Here is a 17,137-nt window from a genome sequence, read left to right on the forward strand (position 1 = left end):
GAGACGCATTGCATCCAATCGAGGGAAAGAGACCACGTCATGGATCGTCGTTCGTTCGTCAAGACCGCGGTTGTCGGTACGGCCGCCTCCGCCACCATCGCCGCGCCGCACGTCGCCCGGGCCCAGCAGACCTTCCAGTGGAAGATGACCAACGCCTACGGGCCGGGGTCGCCCTTCTACGTCGCCGGGCCCGGCAGTCCCACCGACTTCTGCGAGATGGTGAAGACGATGTCCGGCGGCCGGCTGGAGATCCAGCACTTCGCCGCGGGCGAGCTGATCCCGGCGCTCGAGGGCTTCGACGCGGTGTCCGCCGGCACCATCGAGATGAACGCCGCCAACGCCTATTTCTGGGCCGGCAAGACCTTCGCCGCCCAGTACTTCACGGCCGTGCCGTTCGGTCTGAACTTCCAGGGCATGAACGCCTGGCTCTATCACGGCGGCGGGCAGCAGCTGTGGGAGGAGGTCTACGCCCCCTTCAACCTGGTGCCCATGCCCATGGGCAACACCGGCGTTCAGATGACCGGCTGGTTCCGCGAGCCGCTGGAGTCGATCGAAAGCCTCAAGGGCCTGAAGATGCGCATCCCCGGCCTGGCCGGGAAGGTCTACGCCCAGTTCGGCGTCGACGTGAAGCTGCTGCCCGGCGGCGAGATCTTCCCGGCCCTGGAGCGCGGCGTGATCGACGCGGCGGAGTTCGTCGGCCCCTACCAGGACCGCCGGCTGGGCCTGCACAAGGCGGCCAAGAACTACTACACCACCGGCTGGCACGAGACCTCGAACGTGACCGAGCTGATCGTCAACAAGGCCGCCTGGGACTCCCTGCCCGCCGACCTCCAGGCGATCGTCCGCGCCGCCGCCGCGGCCTGCAACACCATCAGCCACACCTGGTGCGAGGCGACCAACGCCGAGGCCCTGGCCGACCTCGTCACCAACGAGGGGGTGAAGGCCCAGCCGCTGCCGGAATCCATGGTGCCGAAGCTGCGCGAGGCGACCGCCCAGGTGCTGTCCGACGCCGCGGCCAAGGACCCGCTGGTGAAGAAGGTCCATGACTCCTTCATGGCCTTCAAGGCGAACCACGACAGCTGGGCGGGCGTGTCCGAGGCCGTCTACCAGACGCAGATCCGCGGCAAGCTCGGGGCCTGATCGTGGCGCAATCCGGTTACGCGGCGAGGGCCCCCTGGACGGGGGCCCTCGACCGGGCGGCGTGCGCGCTCGACGTGGTGGTCGACTGGTCCGGCCGGGTGGCGGCGTGGAGCGCCCTGGCGCTGGTCCTGGTGATGGCCGGCAACGTGCTGATGCGCTACGCCTTCAACACCGGCTCGGTGGCGATGCAGGAGCTGGAGTGGCATCTGATGTCGCCGCTGGCCCTGCTGTGCATCGGCTACGCGGTCCAGCACGAGGGCCATGTCCGGGTCGACGTGCTGTACGGACGCATGGGGCTGCGGACGCGCCAGGCGATCGACCTGGCGTCCTGCCTGTTCGCGCTGATCCTGTGCGTGCTGGTGGTCAAGCTGTCCATTCCCTACGTCCTGCAGTCCTACGCCATCGGCGAGCAATCGGCCGACCCCGGCGGGCTCACCCACCGCTACGTCCTCAAGGCGATGATCCCGGCGGGCTTCGCCCTGCTCGGCCTGCAGAGCCTGGCCGCCGTGCTGCGCGCCGCCCTGGCGCTGGCCGCCCCGCGGCCGGAGGGCGACGTGCTGCGCACCGGGGATTCAGGAGGCCGCGATGCCGCTCAATGAGATGCTGGCGATCGGCTGCATCCTGTCCTTCTTCGCGATGCTGGCCATCGGCATCCCCGTCGCCCTGACCCTGGCGGTCAGCGGCTTCGTGTTCGGCTGGCTGGGCTTCGGGTCGCTGCTGTTCAACCTGCTGCCGGCGCGCATCTTCGGTGTCACCGCCAACTACACGCTGATCGCCATTCCGCTGTTCGTCTTCATGGGGGTGATGCTGGAGAAGTCGCGCATCGCCGACGACCTGATGGAGGTGATCGGTCATGTCGCCGGCGGGGTGCGTGGCGGCATGGGCGTCGGCATCGTCATCGTCGGCGTGCTGATGGGGGCGACCACCGGCATCGTCGGCGCCACCATCGTGACGCTCGGCCTGCTGACCCTGCCGGCGCTGCTGCGCCGCGGCTACGACAAGGCGCTGGCCTGCGGCACCATCTGCGCCTCGGGCACCCTGGGCCAGCTCATCCCGCCCAGCCTCATCCTCATCCTGCTGGCCGACATCATGGGCGAGTCCGTCGGCACCCTGTTCGCCGCCGCGGTCGGCCCCGGCTTTCTGCTGGCCGCCGTCTTCTGCGCGTCCATGCTGCTCCTGGGGGTGGTGCGGCCCGCCATGGTGCCGGCGGTGCCCCTGGAGGAGCGCCGGGCCATGCCCGGGCGGGTGCTGCTGCGCAAGGTGCTGACCGTCGGCGTGCCGCCGATCGCGCTGGTCCTGGCGGTGCTGGGCTCCATCATCGGCGGCGTGGCGGCACCCACCGAGGCCGCCTCGATGGGGGCGGTGGGCAGCATCCTGGTGGCGGCGCTGGCCGGACGGCTGAGCGGGCGGGTGCTGGTGGACACCGTGCAGACCACCGCCCGTCTCACCGCGGTGATGATGTTCGTCCTGGTGTGCTCCCAGGTGTTCGCGCTCGCCTTCCGCGGGCTGCACGGCGAGCGGCTGGTGCAGGACGCCTTCGCCATGGTGCCGGGCGGCGGCGACGGCATCGTCCTCTTCATGATCGCCCTGATCTTCGTGCTGGGCTTCTTCATCGAGTGGATCGAGATCAGCTACATCGTCGTGCCGATGTTCCTGCCGGTGCTCCAGGCGGCCGGCGTCGACCCGGTGTGGACCGCCACCCTGATCGCCGCCATCCTGCAGACGTCGTTCCTGACCCCGCCGTTCGGCTGGGCCCTGTTCTATCTGCGCGGCGTCGCCCCGCCGGAGGTCGCCACCCTCGACATCTACCGCGGCGTGGTCCCCTTCATCGGCCTCCAGCTCGTCACCGTCGCCCTGATCTTCCTGTGGCCGGGCCTGGCGACCTGGCTGCCGCGCGCCATCGGGTGGTGACGGCGCCCCATTGACCGCACCACCATCGTCCGGGGACCGCAGCTTTCTCCGGCCTCTGCGGCCACGTCCTGGAAATGGTGGTGTGGTCAATCGGCGACATGGTCGGGCTGATCAGCGACATCGCCGGCCAGACCAACCTGCTGGCGCGGAACGTTCGCCGTCACCGCTGGCCGCCACGGGGCGACCGCTCGGGCCCTCCCGGGCGCCGCTCGCCCGGATGGCGGCCGCGGCGCGGCGCCGCGGGGGTAGGGTGGTGGCCGGTGACGACTGGAGACCCGCCGATGCCACGCCCCGACCTCCGCGCCGCATGGACCGGCCTGTGCGCCCTGTTCCGCGACGATTCCTACGAACGCTACCTGGCCGAGCACGCCGCCGGCGGCGGGCGGGAGCCGCCGATGGACTTCGCCGCCTTCAAGCGGGCGGAGGCCATGGGGCACGCCGCGCGCATGTGCTGCGACGATTGACCGGGCGGGCGCGCTCGGCTCTACTGGCGGGCGGGTCGGGTTGGCCCCTCCACGTCCGCGGAAAGGGCTGCGCCCGCAACCACTGAGCCTGGGGTCTGTCCATTTCCCTTTTCAGTCTGACGGCGGGCACGGACGTGGATGGAAAGGGAACGCCATGCCCGAACGGCCCGTTCGGTCCGAGCCGCCGTTTCGCCTCGACCTCGCCCAGCAGAAGACCCGCGCCAAGGAGCTGCTGCGCGCCCTGCGGGCGGGCGACCCGGCGGCGGCGGCCCGCTGGTCGGCCCACCGCGCCGGTCCCCCGGACCGCGCCCGCTTGGCCGACGCCCAGTTCGTCGTCGCCCGCGAGTTGGGCTGCCCGAGCTGGCCGCGCCTGAAGGCCCACATCGCCGCGCTGGGGCGCTCGCGCGCCGCCATCGCCGCCGGCGCCCCGGCCCCCGACGGCGACCGCCACACCCTGCACCTCCGCTGCGGCTCGGACATCCGCGAGGGCCTGCTCGCGGCGGGTTTCGCCGGCGACTTCCTGGAGCATTCCAACCCCTATTGCCAGGGGCCGGTGCCGGACGTCCCCGACCTGCTCGACGTGCGGGCCCGCTTCATCGCCGAGGCCTGGGGCGACGCGCTCGACACCGCGGACCTGGACGCGGTCACGGTGAAGCTGCGGCGCGAAGAGGAGGAGCTGGCCCGTGCCGCGTCCCGCTACGCGCGGATCGTGCTGTGGTGCGAGCACGACAGCTACGACCAGCTCTGTCTCGCCCGGTGGCTGGCCGCGTTCGCCGAGGGCGGCGCGCCGGAGGTGCTGGAGCTGATCTCCATCGACCATTTCCCGGGCGGCATGCGCTTCATCGGCCTGGGCCAGCTTCCGCCCGAGGCCATGCGCACGCTGTGGCCGCGCCGCCAGCCGGTGGGCGCAGCCGGCCTCGCCGCGGGGCGCCAGGTCTGGGACGCCCTGCGCCGGCCCGACCCCCGCGCGCTCGCGGCTCTGGCGGGCGGTCCGCTGCCCGGCCTGCCGGACCTGCCGGGGGCGGTGCGCCGCCATCTCCAGGAGCTGCCATGGACCGCCGACGGCCTGTCCCTGACCGAACGCCTGGCGCTGCAACTGATCGCGCCCGGCGACCTGACCGTGGGCCGGGTGTTCCGCGCGCTGATGCTGGAGCGCGAGCCGCGGCCCTGGCTGGGGGACGTCATGTTCCTCGGCATCCTCCAGGCGATGGCCGGCGCCGCGGACCCGCCCTTGGTCCTGGAGGGGGAGGGGACCGGCGCGGGCTGGCCGCACTGGCGCCCGCGCCTCACCGACGCCGGCCGGGCGGTGCTGGACGGCGGCCGGGACGGGCTGTCGCTGGGGCCGCGGGAGCGCTGGGTCGGGGGCGTGCGGATCGCACCGGGCGCGGCCCACTGGCGCTGGGACGCGGCGGCCGGGACGCCGGTGCCGGCGCCGTGACCCGGTGGCGGATCAGCCGCCCGGCGGGTGGCGGGCCACCACCGTCCCGGGGCTGCCCGGCGGCAGGCCTCCGGTGAACAGCCAGTCCCGGGCGAGCGGCCAGAGCGTTCCGGCGAAGCGGGCGTGGAAGAAGGCGAAGTGGCCGATCTCCGGGACGCCGGCGTCGCCGGGGGCGAGGCGCAGGTGGGTGCGGTCGCTGCCCGTGTGGTAGCGCAGCAGGCGGGCGATGGCGGCGTCGGTGGCGAAGGGATCGTCGCTGAGCCCGACCGCCAGCAGCCGGGCCCCGGTGGCGCCGTGCCGGGCCGCCAGCGCGGCGCGGTCCAGGGACGTCGCCACGCTCTCCTCGAAGCGCGGCCCCATGCCGCTCCAGTCGCGGACCACGCCGCGCGGCACGTCCTCCAGCCAGCCGAGCCGGGCGCCCGGAAAGTACCCCAGCGGCCGCGTCAGCCAGGGCATGAGCAGGTGCCATCTCAGATACATGGCGAGCCGCCGGGGCCGGGCGTAGTCGCGCCAGTAGGCGAACTGCGCGCCCACGGTGACGATGCGCGCCAGCCCCGCCGAACTCGGCGCCAGGCCGATGGCGAAGCCGCCGATGGAGTGGCCGACCGCCGCGTGGACGCGATCGGGCCAGCGCCGCTGCGCGTGGGCCTGCACCGCCTCGGCGTCCAGCGCGCCCCAGTCGACCCACCCCGCCTCCAGGGCCCGCAGCGGCCCGGTGCGCGACTCCCCGATGCCGCGGTAGTCGAAGATCAGCGCCGTCGCGCCCTGGCCCGCCAGCCACGCCGCGAAGCGCGCGTAGTAGCGCGCCCGCACCGCCGTGGCGGCGTGGATGACCACCACCGGGCCGCCCCCGCCGCCCTCCCAGACCCGGCCGTGGACGCGGTGGCCGTCGGCGGCGGTGACGCCGAAGGGCTCTCCCGGGTCCGGGTCCGGAGCGCCGGCGGCCGCCCCGCCCCGGCGTTCGCCCTCCCGCCCGCCCGGGCTCTCCTGTGTCCGTGCCCTCATTCCCCGCCCTCCCGCCCCCCGTGGTGGCGCCGCCGTGGTGGCGATGCGGCGCCGTGGCAGCGTGGGCGAGTCCGGGGGCGGTGCCAAATGAGGTTTCCTCGCGCCACCATGAGGGCGGTCGCGGGGCGGCCGGTCAGGCGATCCCCAGCCGCTCCTTCAGCGCGCCGAGGAAGCGGCGGCTGACCGGCACCGTGTGGCCGCCCGAGGTGCGGATCTCGGCCAGGCCGTTGTCGACGAAGCGGATCTCGGCGATGCGGTCGGGGTTGACCAGGTGCTGGCGGTGGCAGCGCAGCAGCGGGCTCTTGTCCTGCAGGGTCTGCAGGGTCAGCTCGGTGAAGCGCTCCTGGCCGTCCTCGCCGACCACATAGACGCCGGCGGGCCGGGAGACCACGTACTCCACGTCGGCCAGCTTCATCAAGGTGACCCGGTTGTGCCCGGTGCAGGGGATCTGGCGCAGCTCGTCGGCGCCCTTCAGCACCTTGACGTCCTGGGGCGCGCGGTCGCGGCGCAGCCGCTGCAGGGTCTTTTCCAGGCGCGCCGGGTCGGCCGGCTTCAGCAGGTAGTCGAAGGCGTTCTCCTCGAACGCCTGCACCGCGTAGGCGTCGTGGGCGGTCAGGAAGACGATGCGCGGCATGCGCTGGGGGTCCAGCATGCCCAGCATCTCCAGGCCGCTGACCCGGGGCATCTGGACGTCCAGGAACACCACGTCGGGGGCCTGGCGGTTGATGGCGCCGATCGCCTCGATGGCGTTTGCGCATTCGCCGAGGATGCGGATGTCGGGCGCCGCCTCGAGCAGGCGGCGCAGCTCGTCGCGGGCCAGCGGCTCGTCGTCGACGATCAGCACGGTCATCATCGGGCGGCGGCCTCCGTCGTGGCGGGCAGGTCGAGGGGGACGCGCACGGCGACGCGGGTGCGCGTGTCGGGATCGCACGCCACCTGCAGCCCGTAGGCGTCGCCGAAGCGCGCCTTGATGCGCCCGTCGACGTTGCCCATGCCCAGGCCGTCGCCGCCGGGTCCGGGCTCGTAGAGGCCGGCGTTGTCCTCCACCGACACCACGAGGTCGCCGCCGTCCCGGGCCGCGGCGATCCGGACATGGCCGACGTCGAAGAGCTGGGAGGTGCCGTGCTTGATGGCGTTCTCCACCAGGGGCTGGAGCAGGAAGGCCGGCAGGCGCGCCGACCGCAAGGCGTCGGGCACGTCGATGGCGACCCGCAGGCGGTCGGGGAAGCGGGCCAGCTCGATCTGCAGGTAGGCGTTCACGTGCTCGATCTCGTCGGCCAGGGTGGCGAGGCCGCCCGGCCGCTTCAGGTTCTTGCGGAAGAAGGTGGAGAGGTTCTGGATCAGCTGGCGCGCCTGCTCGGGGTCGCGGCGGATCACCGCCGAGATGGTGTTCAGCGCGTTGAACAGGAAGTGCGGGTTGACCTGGGCGTGCAGCAGCTTGATCTCCGACTGCGCCAGCAGCGCCTTCTGCCGCTCGTAGCGCCCGGCCAGGATCTGCCCGGACAATAGGCGGGCGATGCCCTCGCCCAGGGTGCGGTTGATGGTGGAGAAGATCTTGGTCTTGGGCTCGTACAGCTTGATGGCACCGACCACCCGGTCGTCCTCGCCGACCAGCGGGATCACCAGCGACGCGCCGAGCCGGCAGTGCGGGTCGATCGAGCACTGGTAGGACACCTCGTTGCCGTCGGCGTAGAGCACCTTGTTGGCGGCGATGGCCTCCAGGGTCTGGGGCGAACTGATGGGAGTGCCGGGGATGTGGTGGTCGTCGCCGATGCCGATGAAGGCCAGCAGCTTCTCCCGGTCGGTGATGGCGACGGCGCCGACCCCGGTCTCCTCGTAGAGGATGCGGGCGACGCGTGCGCTGCTCTCGGCGTCGAAGCCGCCGCGCAGCACGCCGTCGGCCCGCGCGGCGATCTTCAGGGCCTTGGCGGAGAAGGCGCTGGACTGCTTGTCGATGAGCGCGCGGCGGTCGAGCAGGATGCGCATGAACAGCGCCGCCCCCAGGGTGTTGGCGACGATCATCGGCAGCGCCACCACCTGCACCAGGTGCACCGCGGCCGGGAAGGGCCGCGCCACCGCCAGGATGATCAGCATCTGGGTCACTTCCGCGCACAGCGTCACCACGCCCACACGCACCGGGTTGAACAGGTCGTCGATGCGGCCGCGGTTCATGAGGTGGCGGTGCACCAGCCCGCCGATCAGGCCCTCCGCCACCGTGGAGATGGCGCACGCGGTTGCCGACATGCCGCCCAGCGAATAGCGGTGCAGGCCCCCCGTCAGCCCCACCGAGACGCCGACCGACGGGCCGCCGAGGATGCCGCCGAGCACCGCGCCGATGGCCCGGGTGTTGGCGATGGAATCGTCGATCTGCAGGCCGAAATAGGTGCCCATGATGCAGAACATGGAGAACAGCGCGTAGCAGGCGAGGCGGTGCGGCCAGCGCACGGTGACGTGCATCACCGGCAGGAACAGCGGCGTGCGGCTGAGCAGCCAGGCGATCACCAGGTAGACGCACATCTGCTGCAACAGCGACAGCACGAGGCTGAAGGGCTCGACGCTCATGGCCGGGGGGTCCTCCGACGCGCGGGCGCCGGGAGGCGCGTCTCGCTGCGGCCGGCGCTTGGGGCTTTGGTCATATAACGCGCGCGGGGGATTGGCATCAAGGCGCCCCCGGGTCCAGGCTGCCCTGCGCAAACGGCGCGGCCCGCGACGTCCGGCGGCCGCCGGGTGTTGGGGACGGGGCAGCGCAGCAACGGAAGGCGACATCATGAGCGACATCGACCCGAACCGGTCCCCCGTGCGTTACGCCGTCGTCGGCGCCGGCTGGATCGCCCAGCAGGCCTTCATGCCGGCGCTGGCGCAGACCGGCAATTCGGTGCTGGCGGGGCTGGTGACCGGCGACGCGGAGAAGGGGCGGGCGCTCGCCGCGAAGTACGGCGTGCCGGCCGCCCAGGTCTGCGGGTACGACGGCTACGACGCGCTTCTGGCCTCCGGCGCCATCGACGCGGTCTACGTCGCCACCCCCAACGCCCTGCACCGCGACCACGCCGTGCGGGCGCTGGACGCCGGCGTGCACGTGCTGTGCGAGAAACCGCTGGCGGACGGCGAAGAGGCGGCCCAGGCGATCGTCGACGCCGCGGCGCGCGGCCGGGCCAAGCTGATGGTCGGCTACCGCCTGCACTTCGAGCCGGCCACGGTGGAGATCCTGGAACTGGTCCACGCCGGCCGGCTGGGCGAGGTGCGGGCCTTCACCTGCACCTTCGCCCAGCAGGTCGCCGCCGCCAACCACCGCGCCAAGTCGGGCTATTGGGGCGGGCCGGTGCCCGACATGGGGGCCTACCCCATCAACATGGCCCGCCATGTCTTCCGGTCCGACCCGGTGGAGGTCATGGCGATGGCGGCCATGGGGGATTCCCGGCGCTTCGGCGGCGTGCCCGAGGCGGTGTCGGTGACGATGCGCTTTCCCGGCGAACGGCTCGCCCAGTTCGTGGTGAGCTATGGCGCCGACCCCGTGGACGCCTACCGCATCGTCGGCACCGAGGGGCAGATCCACGTCGAGCCGGGATTCGACTTCGCCAACGCCCTGTCGTTCCGCCTGAAGACGGCGAGCGGGACGGAAACCCGCAATTTCCCCCACACCGACCATTTCGGTGCCGAGACCCGCTACTTCTCCCAGTGCATCCTCGACGACCGGCCGCCGCAGCCCGACGCCCTGGAGGGCCTGGCGGACGTCCGCGTCGCGGTCGCCATCGAGGCGGCGCTGGCCAGCGGCCGCCCGGTGGCGGTGGAGCCGGTGCGCCGCCCGCTGCCGCCGCAGCGCGAGAACGTCGGCACGCTGCCCTTCGTCATGGAGCCCGACCTGGTGCACGCCGCGCCACCGTCCGGCGGGTGAGCGCCGGGGCGGGCGCGGCGCCCGGCCGGACTCTCCGGTTTGGCAGGTTTTCCAAGCCCGCCCACGCGCTCAGAGGTGGCCGAGCGGAAGCGGCGCCTTGTCCTTGACGGTGCGGATGACGAAGCTGCTGCGCACGTCCTTGACCATCGGCAGCTTCAGCAGCCGCCCCAGCAGGAAGGCCTCGTAGGCCTGGAGGTCGGGGACGACCACCTCGAGCAGGAAATCGGCCTCGCCGGAGACGAGGTGGCAGGACACCACCTCGGCCATCGCGGCGAAGGCCTCCTGGATGGCGGTGGCGCGGTCGTCGCGGTGGCCGTCCACCTTGACCCCCACCATCACCGTCAGGCCCAGGCCGACGCGGGTGCGGTCGAGGTCGGCGCGGTAGCCGCGGATCACCCCCGCCTGCTCCAGCGCCCGCACCCGGCGCAGGCACGGCGTCGCCGAGAGGCCGATGCGCTCGGCCAGCTCGGCGTTGGCCAGCCGCCCCTCGCCCTGCAGGGCCTGGAGGATGCGGTGGTCGAACCCGTCCAGGGTCTTGAGCATCTTTCACTCCATCGGCATCGTTCTTTGGTCGAATCCTCCAACGACGTGCCATGCCCAAGGCGATTTCGCAAGGACATGCGCCGCCCGCCCGGTGCATGCTCGTCGCCGACGCCGCCGAGGGAGGACAGCATGGATCTGGGGACGGAGTGCGCGGTCGCGCTGGACGCGCTGCGGGGGTACGTCGACGCCGCCCGGGCGCGGCGCGTGCCGGTGGTCCGGCAGGAGCCGATGGCGGTGGTCGCCGAGCGGCTGGCGGTCGACCGCCTGATCGCCGAGGGCGGGCTGGGCGGCGAGGCGCTGCGCGCCTTCCTCGACGCCTACCTCGCCGCGGCGTGCCGGCTCCAGCACCCCGGCAACATGGCCCACCAGGTGGCGGTGCCGCACCCCCTGGGGGCGGTCGCGGCGCTGGTCGACGCGGCCACCAACAACCCCATGGCGATCTACGAGATGGGCCCGTCGGCCGCGACGGTGGAGCACGCGGTGGTCAACTGGATGCTCGGCAAGGCCGGCTGGCGGCCGGCGCCGACGCCCGGTGCGCCGGGGGCGCCCGGCCATGGCCATGGCCACGACCATGGCGGCGGCGTGCTGACCCACGGCGGCTCCCTGGCCAACCTCACCGCGCTGGCGGCGGCCCGCGCCCGGGTGGCGCCGGACGCCTGGCAGGAGGGCACGCCCGGCGACCTGGTGATCGTCGCCCCGGCCGGATGCCACTATTCGATCGGCCGTGCCGCCGGCATCCTCGGGCTCGGCCAGAACGCCCTGCGCGCCGCGCCGTGCGACGCCGACGGCCGGCTCGATCCCGACCGGCTCGACGCGGCGCTCGCCGGGCTGCGCCGGGAGGGACGGCGGGTGCTGGCCGTGGTCGCCGTCGCCGGCTCCACCGCCGCCGGCCTGTACGATCCGGTGCGGGCGGTGGCCGCGGTGTGCCGGGAGCATGGGGCGTGGCTGCACGTCGACGGCGCCCACGGCGCCTCGGCGCTGGTGTCGCCGCGGCTGCGCCACGCCCTGGACGGGGTGGAGCTGGCCGATTCCCTGGTGTGGGACGCCCACAAGATGCTGCGCACCCCGGCGCTGTGCGCCGCCGTCCTGGTGCGCGACCACCGCGACCTCGACGGCGCCTTCCAGGAGGAGGCGAGCTATCTCTTCCACGACAAGGACGAGCCCGGCTTCGACTTCATCCACCGCACGGTGGAATGCACCAAGGCGGCGCTCGGGCTGCGGCTGTTCTTCGCCCTGGCCGCCGAGGGCGAGGGTGGGGTGGCCGCCCATGTCGAGCGCCAGACCGCGCTGGCCCGGGACGCCGCGGCGCTGCTGCGGGCCCGGCCGGGGCTCGAGGTGGCGGTGGAGCCGGAAAGCACCATCGTCTGCTTCCGCCTCGCCGGCGACGACGCGCGCCAGCTCCGCGTGCGCCGGCTTCTGCTGGAGGGCGGGCGCCACTACGTCTCCTCCACCCTGTTCCGGGGCCGGCGCTGGCTGCGGCTGGCCCTGATGAACCCGGACACCGGCCTCGGCGACATCGCGGCGCTGGCGGATGCGGTCGGGGAGTGTCTCCGTTTGACATTCGACGGCCCTTGACCGGGTGCCGCTCCGTCGCCCGCCGGTGCCATATGCTTGGCGGAACGCATGGAGGCGATGCCGTGAAGCTCTGCACGTCACAGCTGTTACCCGGAGCAGACCCGCGCCGGCCGATGCCGACGTCGTTCGCCTCCTTGAGCGAATCGGCGATGATGTCCAGCCCGCGCGGTGGCGGCCCATGGCGATCACCAATGCCTAACAGGCTGCTGAAAAACACCCTTCCCGGCGCGGTTCCGTTGGTCAGGTCACCGGCGACGACGTCCGGACCGCCTTGTGAAGGAACCGGCCCACCACCCGGCCCCGATCATGCCGGTGCTATGATGCCGCGTTGCGCGAAGCACCGGGCGAGTAGCCCATGATGCGCTTGAAGGCGCGGCTGAAGGCGGCGTGAGAGCCGTAGCCGAGCCGATGCGCGGCGGTTTCGATCGACAACCGCTCCCGCCCGATCCACTGGGCGGCCAGTTGCATGCGCAGTTCCGTCACATAGCGGACCGGGGTCACGCCGGTCACCGCCAGGAAGCGCTCCGCGAAAACGGAGCGCGAGGCCCCCATCTCCGCGGCCAGCTCCGCCACGGTCCAGTTGCGGCCGGGGTCCCGATGCAGCGCCGAGATGACGCGGCCGAGCCGCGGGTCGCGCAACGCGTCGATCCAGCCGCGCGCATCGCCGCAGCCGCATTCCACCCAGCCGCGCACGATGGAGGCGGACACCACGTCGGCCAGCCGGGCCAGGATACCGGCATAACCGGCGCGCTCGGCCCGCGCCTCGCGCTCCATCGCCTCCAGCATCGGCAGCATCTCGGGGTAGCGGTCGAGCAGGGTGCCGACCTGCATCACCTCGGGCATCAAGCCGACCAGCGGCTGCATGGCGCCGAGGTCGAACTCCATGCAGCCGGTGAAGATGACCGCGTCCTTCGTGCGGCAGCTTTCGGCAGGGCAGGATTCAAGCGCGCTGACATTGCCGCACAGAGGCGCCGTCGCGAAGCTGAAAACATCGCGGGCCGGCAGCTCCGGCGCCGACAGCAGCTCATGCGCGCCGCCGCGTGGCAGCAGCACCGCGTCACCCGTGCTCAGCGTAGAGGTGCCGCCGGCGAGCAGCCGCAGCACGACCGGCCCGCGGGCGATGAAATGGAATTGCGCCCGCCCCTCCACCGTGCCGAAGCCGATGCCGAAGGGAGGGGCGACCTGCATGCGGCGGTACTGCACGCCGGTCAGCCGCATGCCGAGCAGAAGCTCGCTGACGAGGTCGGCCCTGGGATGGTCGGCACCGGGATGGAGACGGGTCGGGTCAGGCATATCCGGACCATTGATCAAAAGATGCGGACGTTATGGCATGGATCGTCCGGTCTTCCTACCCTATTCTGCGCCGCAACATAACCTTCCAGCGAGGACAGAACATGATGGGACCTGTGAGGCCGGCCGGCGCCGCGCCGAGGGAGCCCGCATGGGGCGCCGTCTTCTCCCTGACGCTCGGCGTGTTCGGGCTGGTGACGGCGGAGTTTCTGCCGGCCAGCCTGCTGACGCCGATGGCGGCCGACCTGCACGTAACCGAGGCGATGGCCGGCCAGGCCGTCACCGCGACCGCCGTGGTGGCGCTGGTCGCCAGCCTGCTCATCTCCGCCGCGACCCGCCGGCTCGACCGGCGTCACGTGCTGCTCGGCTTTTCGGCGCTGCTGCTGGTGTCCAACCTGGTGGTTGTCCTTGCCCCCGACCTGCTGTCCCTGCTGGTCGGGCGGGTGCTGCTGGGGGTGGCGCTCGGCGGCTTCTGGGCCATGTCGGCCGCGATCGCCATGCGGTTGGTGCCGGAGGCGATGATCCCGCGGGCGTTGTCGATGATCTTCAGCGGCGTGTCGGCCGCCACGGTCTTCGCGGCGCCGGTCGGAAGCTATCTGGGCGACCTGCTCGGCTGGCGCGCGGTGTTCCTTATGGCCGGCGGGCTGGGGTTGGTGGCGTTGGTGGCGCAGTTCCTGACGCTGCCGCGCATGGCGCCGAGCGGCCATACCAGCCTCCGGACGCTGGGCGAGGTGCTGGCGCGGCCGGGCGTCGGGCTCGGCATGCTGTCGATCGTTCTCGTCTTCACCGGGCATTTCGCGCTCTTCACCTATGTCCGGCCGTTCCTGGAGACGGTGACCGGTGTCGGCGTCAGCGGCGTGTCGGGCATCCTGCTGGGCTTTGGCGTGGCGAACTTCGCCGGCACCTATCTCGGCGGCGCGCTGCTGGAGCGCAGCATGCGGCTGACCCTGGCCGTCATGCCGCTGACCATGGGGCTCCTCGGGCTCGGGCTGGCCGCGCTGGGCGGCTCGCCGGTCGTCGCCTCGGTGCTGATCGCGCTGTGGGGCGTCGCCTTCGGCGCCGTGCCCGTGGCCTGGTCCACTTGGATCACCCGCACCGTGCCGGACGAGGCGGAAAGCGCCGGCGGCCTCTTCGTCGCGGCGGTGCAACTCGCCATCGCCACCGGCGCCGCGGCCGGTGGCGCCATCTTCGGCATCACCGGCGCCGGTGGGGTCTTCAGCGTCAGCGGCATCGTGCTGCTGCTGGCGGCGCTGGTCGTGCTGGGAGGCGTGCGAACCCGGGCGGTCGCCGTCGCCGCCTGATCACCTCCGTCAGGCGCGCCCGCGGATGAACCCGCGTCTGTCGTGGTCCGTCTCCGGGACGTTGAAACACGGAAGTTCGGACCATTCGGCTCGGGTCATTACCGCGGGTTGAGGTATGCCCATACCGCGAGCCTTGTCAGCCAGGTTCTGGGACATTGCCGGAGCCGGGAAAGGCGACAACGCCGATCGGCAGCACGTCGAGCATCCGGTCGTTGCGCTTGAACGGCGCAGCGTTGCGGTGCGGGCGGCGGCGGCGGAACCGGCGGAGTGATCCGCCGTCGAAATCCGGCGCGGTCTGAGTTGCCTTTCCCTTGGCAGGTCTGCCTTGAGAGCGTCACGCTCGCCAGCCTCCGCCGGGGCGGAATGCAGAATGGGCTGCTGCCGCGGGGGTCGCTGGCTGTCCCGACACGCGGAAAGCCGGCGCGTTCCGGCGCTGATGTCAAACTGAGACACTGCCCGCGGTCGCTGCCGGTTGACTCCGGCGGAAGCCGGCGTAGAATTGCCCCACCTCCGGAGTCGGAGGTCCCGGCCGCTCCGTGCGGGGGCCGGGCGATTGGTCATATCGCTTCCACGAGGATGTGACATGAGCACCGCTCTAGCGCTGCCGTCGCCGCAGTCCGGCGAATCCCTGTCCCGTTACATCGACCAGGTCCACCGCATCCCCGTGCTGGGGGTGGAGGAGGAATACGTGCTGGCCACCGCGTGGCGCGAGCATGGCGACGTCGACGCCGCCCGCAAGCTGGTGAGCAGCCATCTGCGCCTGGTGGTCAAGATCGCGTCCGGCTTCCGCGGCTACGGCCTGCCGCTCGCCGACCTGGTCGGCGAGGGCAACATCGGCCTGATGACCGCCGTCCGCAAGTTCGAGCCCGAGCGCGGCTTCCGGCTGTCCACCTACGCCATGTGGTGGATCAAGGCGTCGATCCAGGAATACATCCTGCGCTCGTGGAGCATGGTGAAGCTCGGCACCACGGCCTCGCAGAAGAAGCTGTTCTTTGGCCTGTCCCGCCTGAAGCGCAAGCTGGGCGAGATCGGCGGCGGCGACCTGCAACCCGAGAGCGTGCGCCAGATCGCCCGCACCCTGGCGGTCCCCGAGGCCGACGTGGTGGAGGTGAACCGCCGGCTCGCCCAGCCGGTGGCGTCGCTGAACGCGCCGGTGTCGGTGGAGGGCCGCGCCGAGATGCAGGACTTCCTGGCCGACGACCGGCCCAGCGCCGAGGACGCGCTGGCCGAGCGCAGCGAGGCCCGGCACCGCCGCACCCTGCTCCAGCGGGCCCTGGAGACGCTGAACGACCGCGAGCGCGCGATCCTCACCGCCCGCCGCCTGGCCGCCACGCCAAAGCTGCTGGAGGAGCTGGCCGGCGAGTACGGCGTGAGCCGCGAGCGCATCCGCCAGATCGAGGAGCGCGCCTTCCAGAAGCTGTCCCAGCAGGTCCGCATCCTGGCCGCCGCCGCCGCCTGACGGCCGCCGCCGCCGGCCTCCGCCTGCTGCCCGCCCCTAGCGCCCGGCGACGCCGCGCAGCAGCCCGGCCAGCCGCGGCGCCAGCGCCGCCACGCCGTAATGCGCGGCCACCGCGGCGCGGGCGGCGGCGCCCATGGCCCGGGCCCGCGCGGGGTCGGCGAGCAGGCCGCTCAGCGCCTCCACCCACGCCTCCGTGCCTCCGGCGCCCAGCGCGACGGGACCGTGCGCCAGCACGTCCCGGTTCATGCCCACCGGCGAGACCACCGACGGCCGGCCGGCCGCCATGTACTGGAGCATCTTGAAGCTGCATTTCCCGCGTTCCCAGTCGCCGTCGGCCAGCGGCATCAGGCCGACGCCGAGGCGGGCGAAGAAGCCCGGCTCCGCGGCCTCGCTCCAGCGCGTGAAGGCGACGCGGCCGGCCGGCAGGGCGGGCAGGGCGGGCGGCGCGTCGCAGCACACCTCCAGGCGCGCCCGCGGGAAACGTGCGAGCACGGCGGCCAGCGCCCGTTCGATCGCCTGGAGGTAGGGCAGGTTGCCCGACGTGCCGATCCAGCCGATCACCGTTCCCGCGCCCCGGTCGCCGGGGTCGGGCCACGGGGCGGGGGTGAGCGCGCCGGTGTCGATGGCGGTGGGCAGCACGGCGACGGCCGGTGCCCACGCCCGGTAGAGGTCGGCCAGCCAGCCGTTGCCGCAGATCACCAGGTCGCAGAGGCCGGCCAGGCGCCGCGCGCTGCGGCCGCCGCGGTAGAGGTGGATGGCGTCGTCCACGTCGAGCACGCGCGGCCGCCCGGTCAGCCCTTCCAGGGTCACCAGGGTGGACAGCATCTCCCGCTGCAGCACCACCACGTCGGCGCGGTGGCTGGCGGCGACGGCGGGCAGGCGCTGGGCCAGGGTGCCGGCGGCCCACAGCGGGCGCAGCGCGCGGGCGCGCGGCGGGTAGGCGCCGAGGCCGGGCCAGCTCTCGGTCACCGCGATCCCCAGGGCGGCCAGGGGGGCGATGTGCTGGCGCACCCGGAACCGCGCCGCGGGCACCGTGGCGCCGCCGGTGAACGCGTGGACGGTGAGCGGCGCGACGGGGGCGGTTGCGGCGGAGTCGGTTGCGGCGGGATCGGTCACGGC

General features: G+C 72.8%; 15 protein-coding genes. 9 read left to right on the forward strand and 6 right to left on the reverse strand.

From position 1 onward, the window contains the following. Positions 1 to 39: 39 nt before the first annotated feature. From AC6H2I_RS17315 to AC6H2I_RS17335, 5 genes are all read left to right on the forward strand, one after another. The gene (locus AC6H2I_RS17315; protein ID WP_497501927.1) at positions 40 to 1,140 is read left to right on the forward strand and encodes a TRAP transporter substrate-binding protein; all 1,101 of its coding nucleotides are present in this window, start codon (positions 40 to 42) and stop codon (positions 1,138 to 1,140) included. 2 nt (positions 1,141 to 1,142) lie between these two features. After that, positions 1,143 to 1,739, forward strand: a complete 597-nt coding sequence (locus AC6H2I_RS17320; RefSeq protein WP_497501928.1) for a TRAP transporter small permease subunit — start codon at positions 1,143 to 1,145, stop codon at positions 1,737 to 1,739. After that, positions 1,726 to 3,051 carry a TRAP transporter large permease gene (locus tag AC6H2I_RS17325; protein ID WP_497501929.1) on the forward strand — a complete coding sequence of 442 codons (1,326 nt, stop codon included), beginning with the start codon at positions 1,726 to 1,728 and terminating at the stop codon, positions 3,049 to 3,051. Before AC6H2I_RS17320 ends, AC6H2I_RS17325 begins: the two co-directional genes overlap by 14 nt. 281 nt (positions 3,052 to 3,332) lie before the next feature. Continuing rightward, positions 3,333 to 3,515 (forward strand): YbdD/YjiX family protein, encoded by a 183-nt coding sequence (locus tag AC6H2I_RS17330; RefSeq protein ID WP_497501930.1) that lies wholly within the window; start codon positions 3,333 to 3,335, stop codon positions 3,513 to 3,515. Positions 3,516 to 3,669: 154 nt separating this feature from the next. After that, complete coding sequence (locus tag AC6H2I_RS17335) at positions 3,670 to 4,953, forward strand: DUF1835 domain-containing protein (protein ID WP_497501931.1); 1,284 nt, start codon at positions 3,670 to 3,672, stop codon at positions 4,951 to 4,953. A 12-nt stretch (positions 4,954 to 4,965) separates the two neighbouring features. On the opposite strand, the gene AC6H2I_RS17340 is transcribed toward AC6H2I_RS17335, so the two are convergent. The 3 genes from AC6H2I_RS17340 to AC6H2I_RS17350 all read right to left on the reverse strand — a co-directional run bounded on the left by AC6H2I_RS17340 (position 4,966) and on the right by AC6H2I_RS17350 (position 8,520). Beyond that, complete coding sequence (locus AC6H2I_RS17340; RefSeq protein WP_497501932.1) at positions 4,966 to 5,958, reverse strand: alpha/beta hydrolase family protein; 993 nt, start codon at positions 5,956 to 5,958, stop codon at positions 4,966 to 4,968. 133 nt (positions 5,959 to 6,091) lie between these two features. Further along, positions 6,092 to 6,811 carry a two-component system response regulator BtsR gene (btsR, locus tag AC6H2I_RS17345; protein ID WP_497501933.1) on the reverse strand — a complete coding sequence of 240 codons (720 nt, stop codon included), beginning with the start codon at positions 6,809 to 6,811 and terminating at the stop codon, positions 6,092 to 6,094. Then, entirely contained in the window at positions 6,808 to 8,520 is a 1,713-nt protein-coding gene (locus AC6H2I_RS17350; protein WP_497501934.1) for a LytS/YhcK type 5TM receptor domain-containing protein, read from the reverse strand. Before AC6H2I_RS17350 ends, btsR begins: the two co-directional genes overlap by 4 nt. Before the next feature lie 205 nt (positions 8,521 to 8,725). On the opposite strand from AC6H2I_RS17350, the gene AC6H2I_RS17355 reads away from it, so the two are divergent. Then, positions 8,726 to 9,850, forward strand: coding sequence for a Gfo/Idh/MocA family protein (locus tag AC6H2I_RS17355; protein ID WP_497501935.1), 1,125 nt, complete (start codon positions 8,726 to 8,728; stop codon positions 9,848 to 9,850). A 69-nt stretch (positions 9,851 to 9,919) separates the two neighbouring features. Here the strand turns inward: AC6H2I_RS17355 and AC6H2I_RS17360 are convergent, their stop codons facing one another. Further along, a complete protein-coding gene (locus AC6H2I_RS17360) occupies positions 9,920 to 10,393 on the reverse strand; it encodes an Lrp/AsnC family transcriptional regulator (protein ID WP_497501936.1) in 474 nt (157 codons plus the stop codon). Between the two features lie 129 nt (positions 10,394 to 10,522). Here AC6H2I_RS17360 and AC6H2I_RS17365 point away from each other — a divergent pair, with 129 nt between their 5' ends. After that, positions 10,523 to 11,968 (forward strand): pyridoxal phosphate-dependent decarboxylase family protein, encoded by a 1,446-nt coding sequence (locus AC6H2I_RS17365; RefSeq protein ID WP_497501937.1) that lies wholly within the window; start codon positions 10,523 to 10,525, stop codon positions 11,966 to 11,968. A 315-nt stretch (positions 11,969 to 12,283) separates the two neighbouring features. Here AC6H2I_RS17365 and AC6H2I_RS17370 read toward each other — a convergent pair whose 3' ends face one another. Further along, entirely contained in the window at positions 12,284 to 13,261 is a 978-nt protein-coding gene (locus tag AC6H2I_RS17370) for an AraC family transcriptional regulator (RefSeq protein WP_497501938.1), read from the reverse strand. A 101-nt stretch (positions 13,262 to 13,362) separates the two neighbouring features. On the opposite strand from AC6H2I_RS17370, the gene AC6H2I_RS17375 reads away from it, so the two are divergent. Together AC6H2I_RS17375 and rpoH are read left to right on the forward strand one after the other, a co-directional pair. Then, entirely contained in the window at positions 13,363 to 14,559 is a 1,197-nt protein-coding gene (locus AC6H2I_RS17375; RefSeq protein ID WP_497501939.1) for an MFS transporter, read from the forward strand. Between the two features lie 583 nt (positions 14,560 to 15,142). Next, positions 15,143 to 16,018, forward strand: coding sequence for an RNA polymerase sigma factor RpoH (rpoH, locus tag AC6H2I_RS17380; RefSeq protein WP_497501940.1), 876 nt, complete (start codon positions 15,143 to 15,145; stop codon positions 16,016 to 16,018). Between the two features lie 36 nt (positions 16,019 to 16,054). Here the strand turns inward: rpoH and AC6H2I_RS17385 are convergent, their stop codons facing one another. After that, positions 16,055 to 17,134 (reverse strand): glycosyltransferase, encoded by a 1,080-nt coding sequence (locus tag AC6H2I_RS17385; protein ID WP_497501941.1) that lies wholly within the window; start codon positions 17,132 to 17,134, stop codon positions 16,055 to 16,057. Between the last annotated feature and the right edge of the window lie 3 nt (positions 17,135 to 17,137).

Source organism: Azospirillum sp. NS33, from assembly GCF_059703765.1.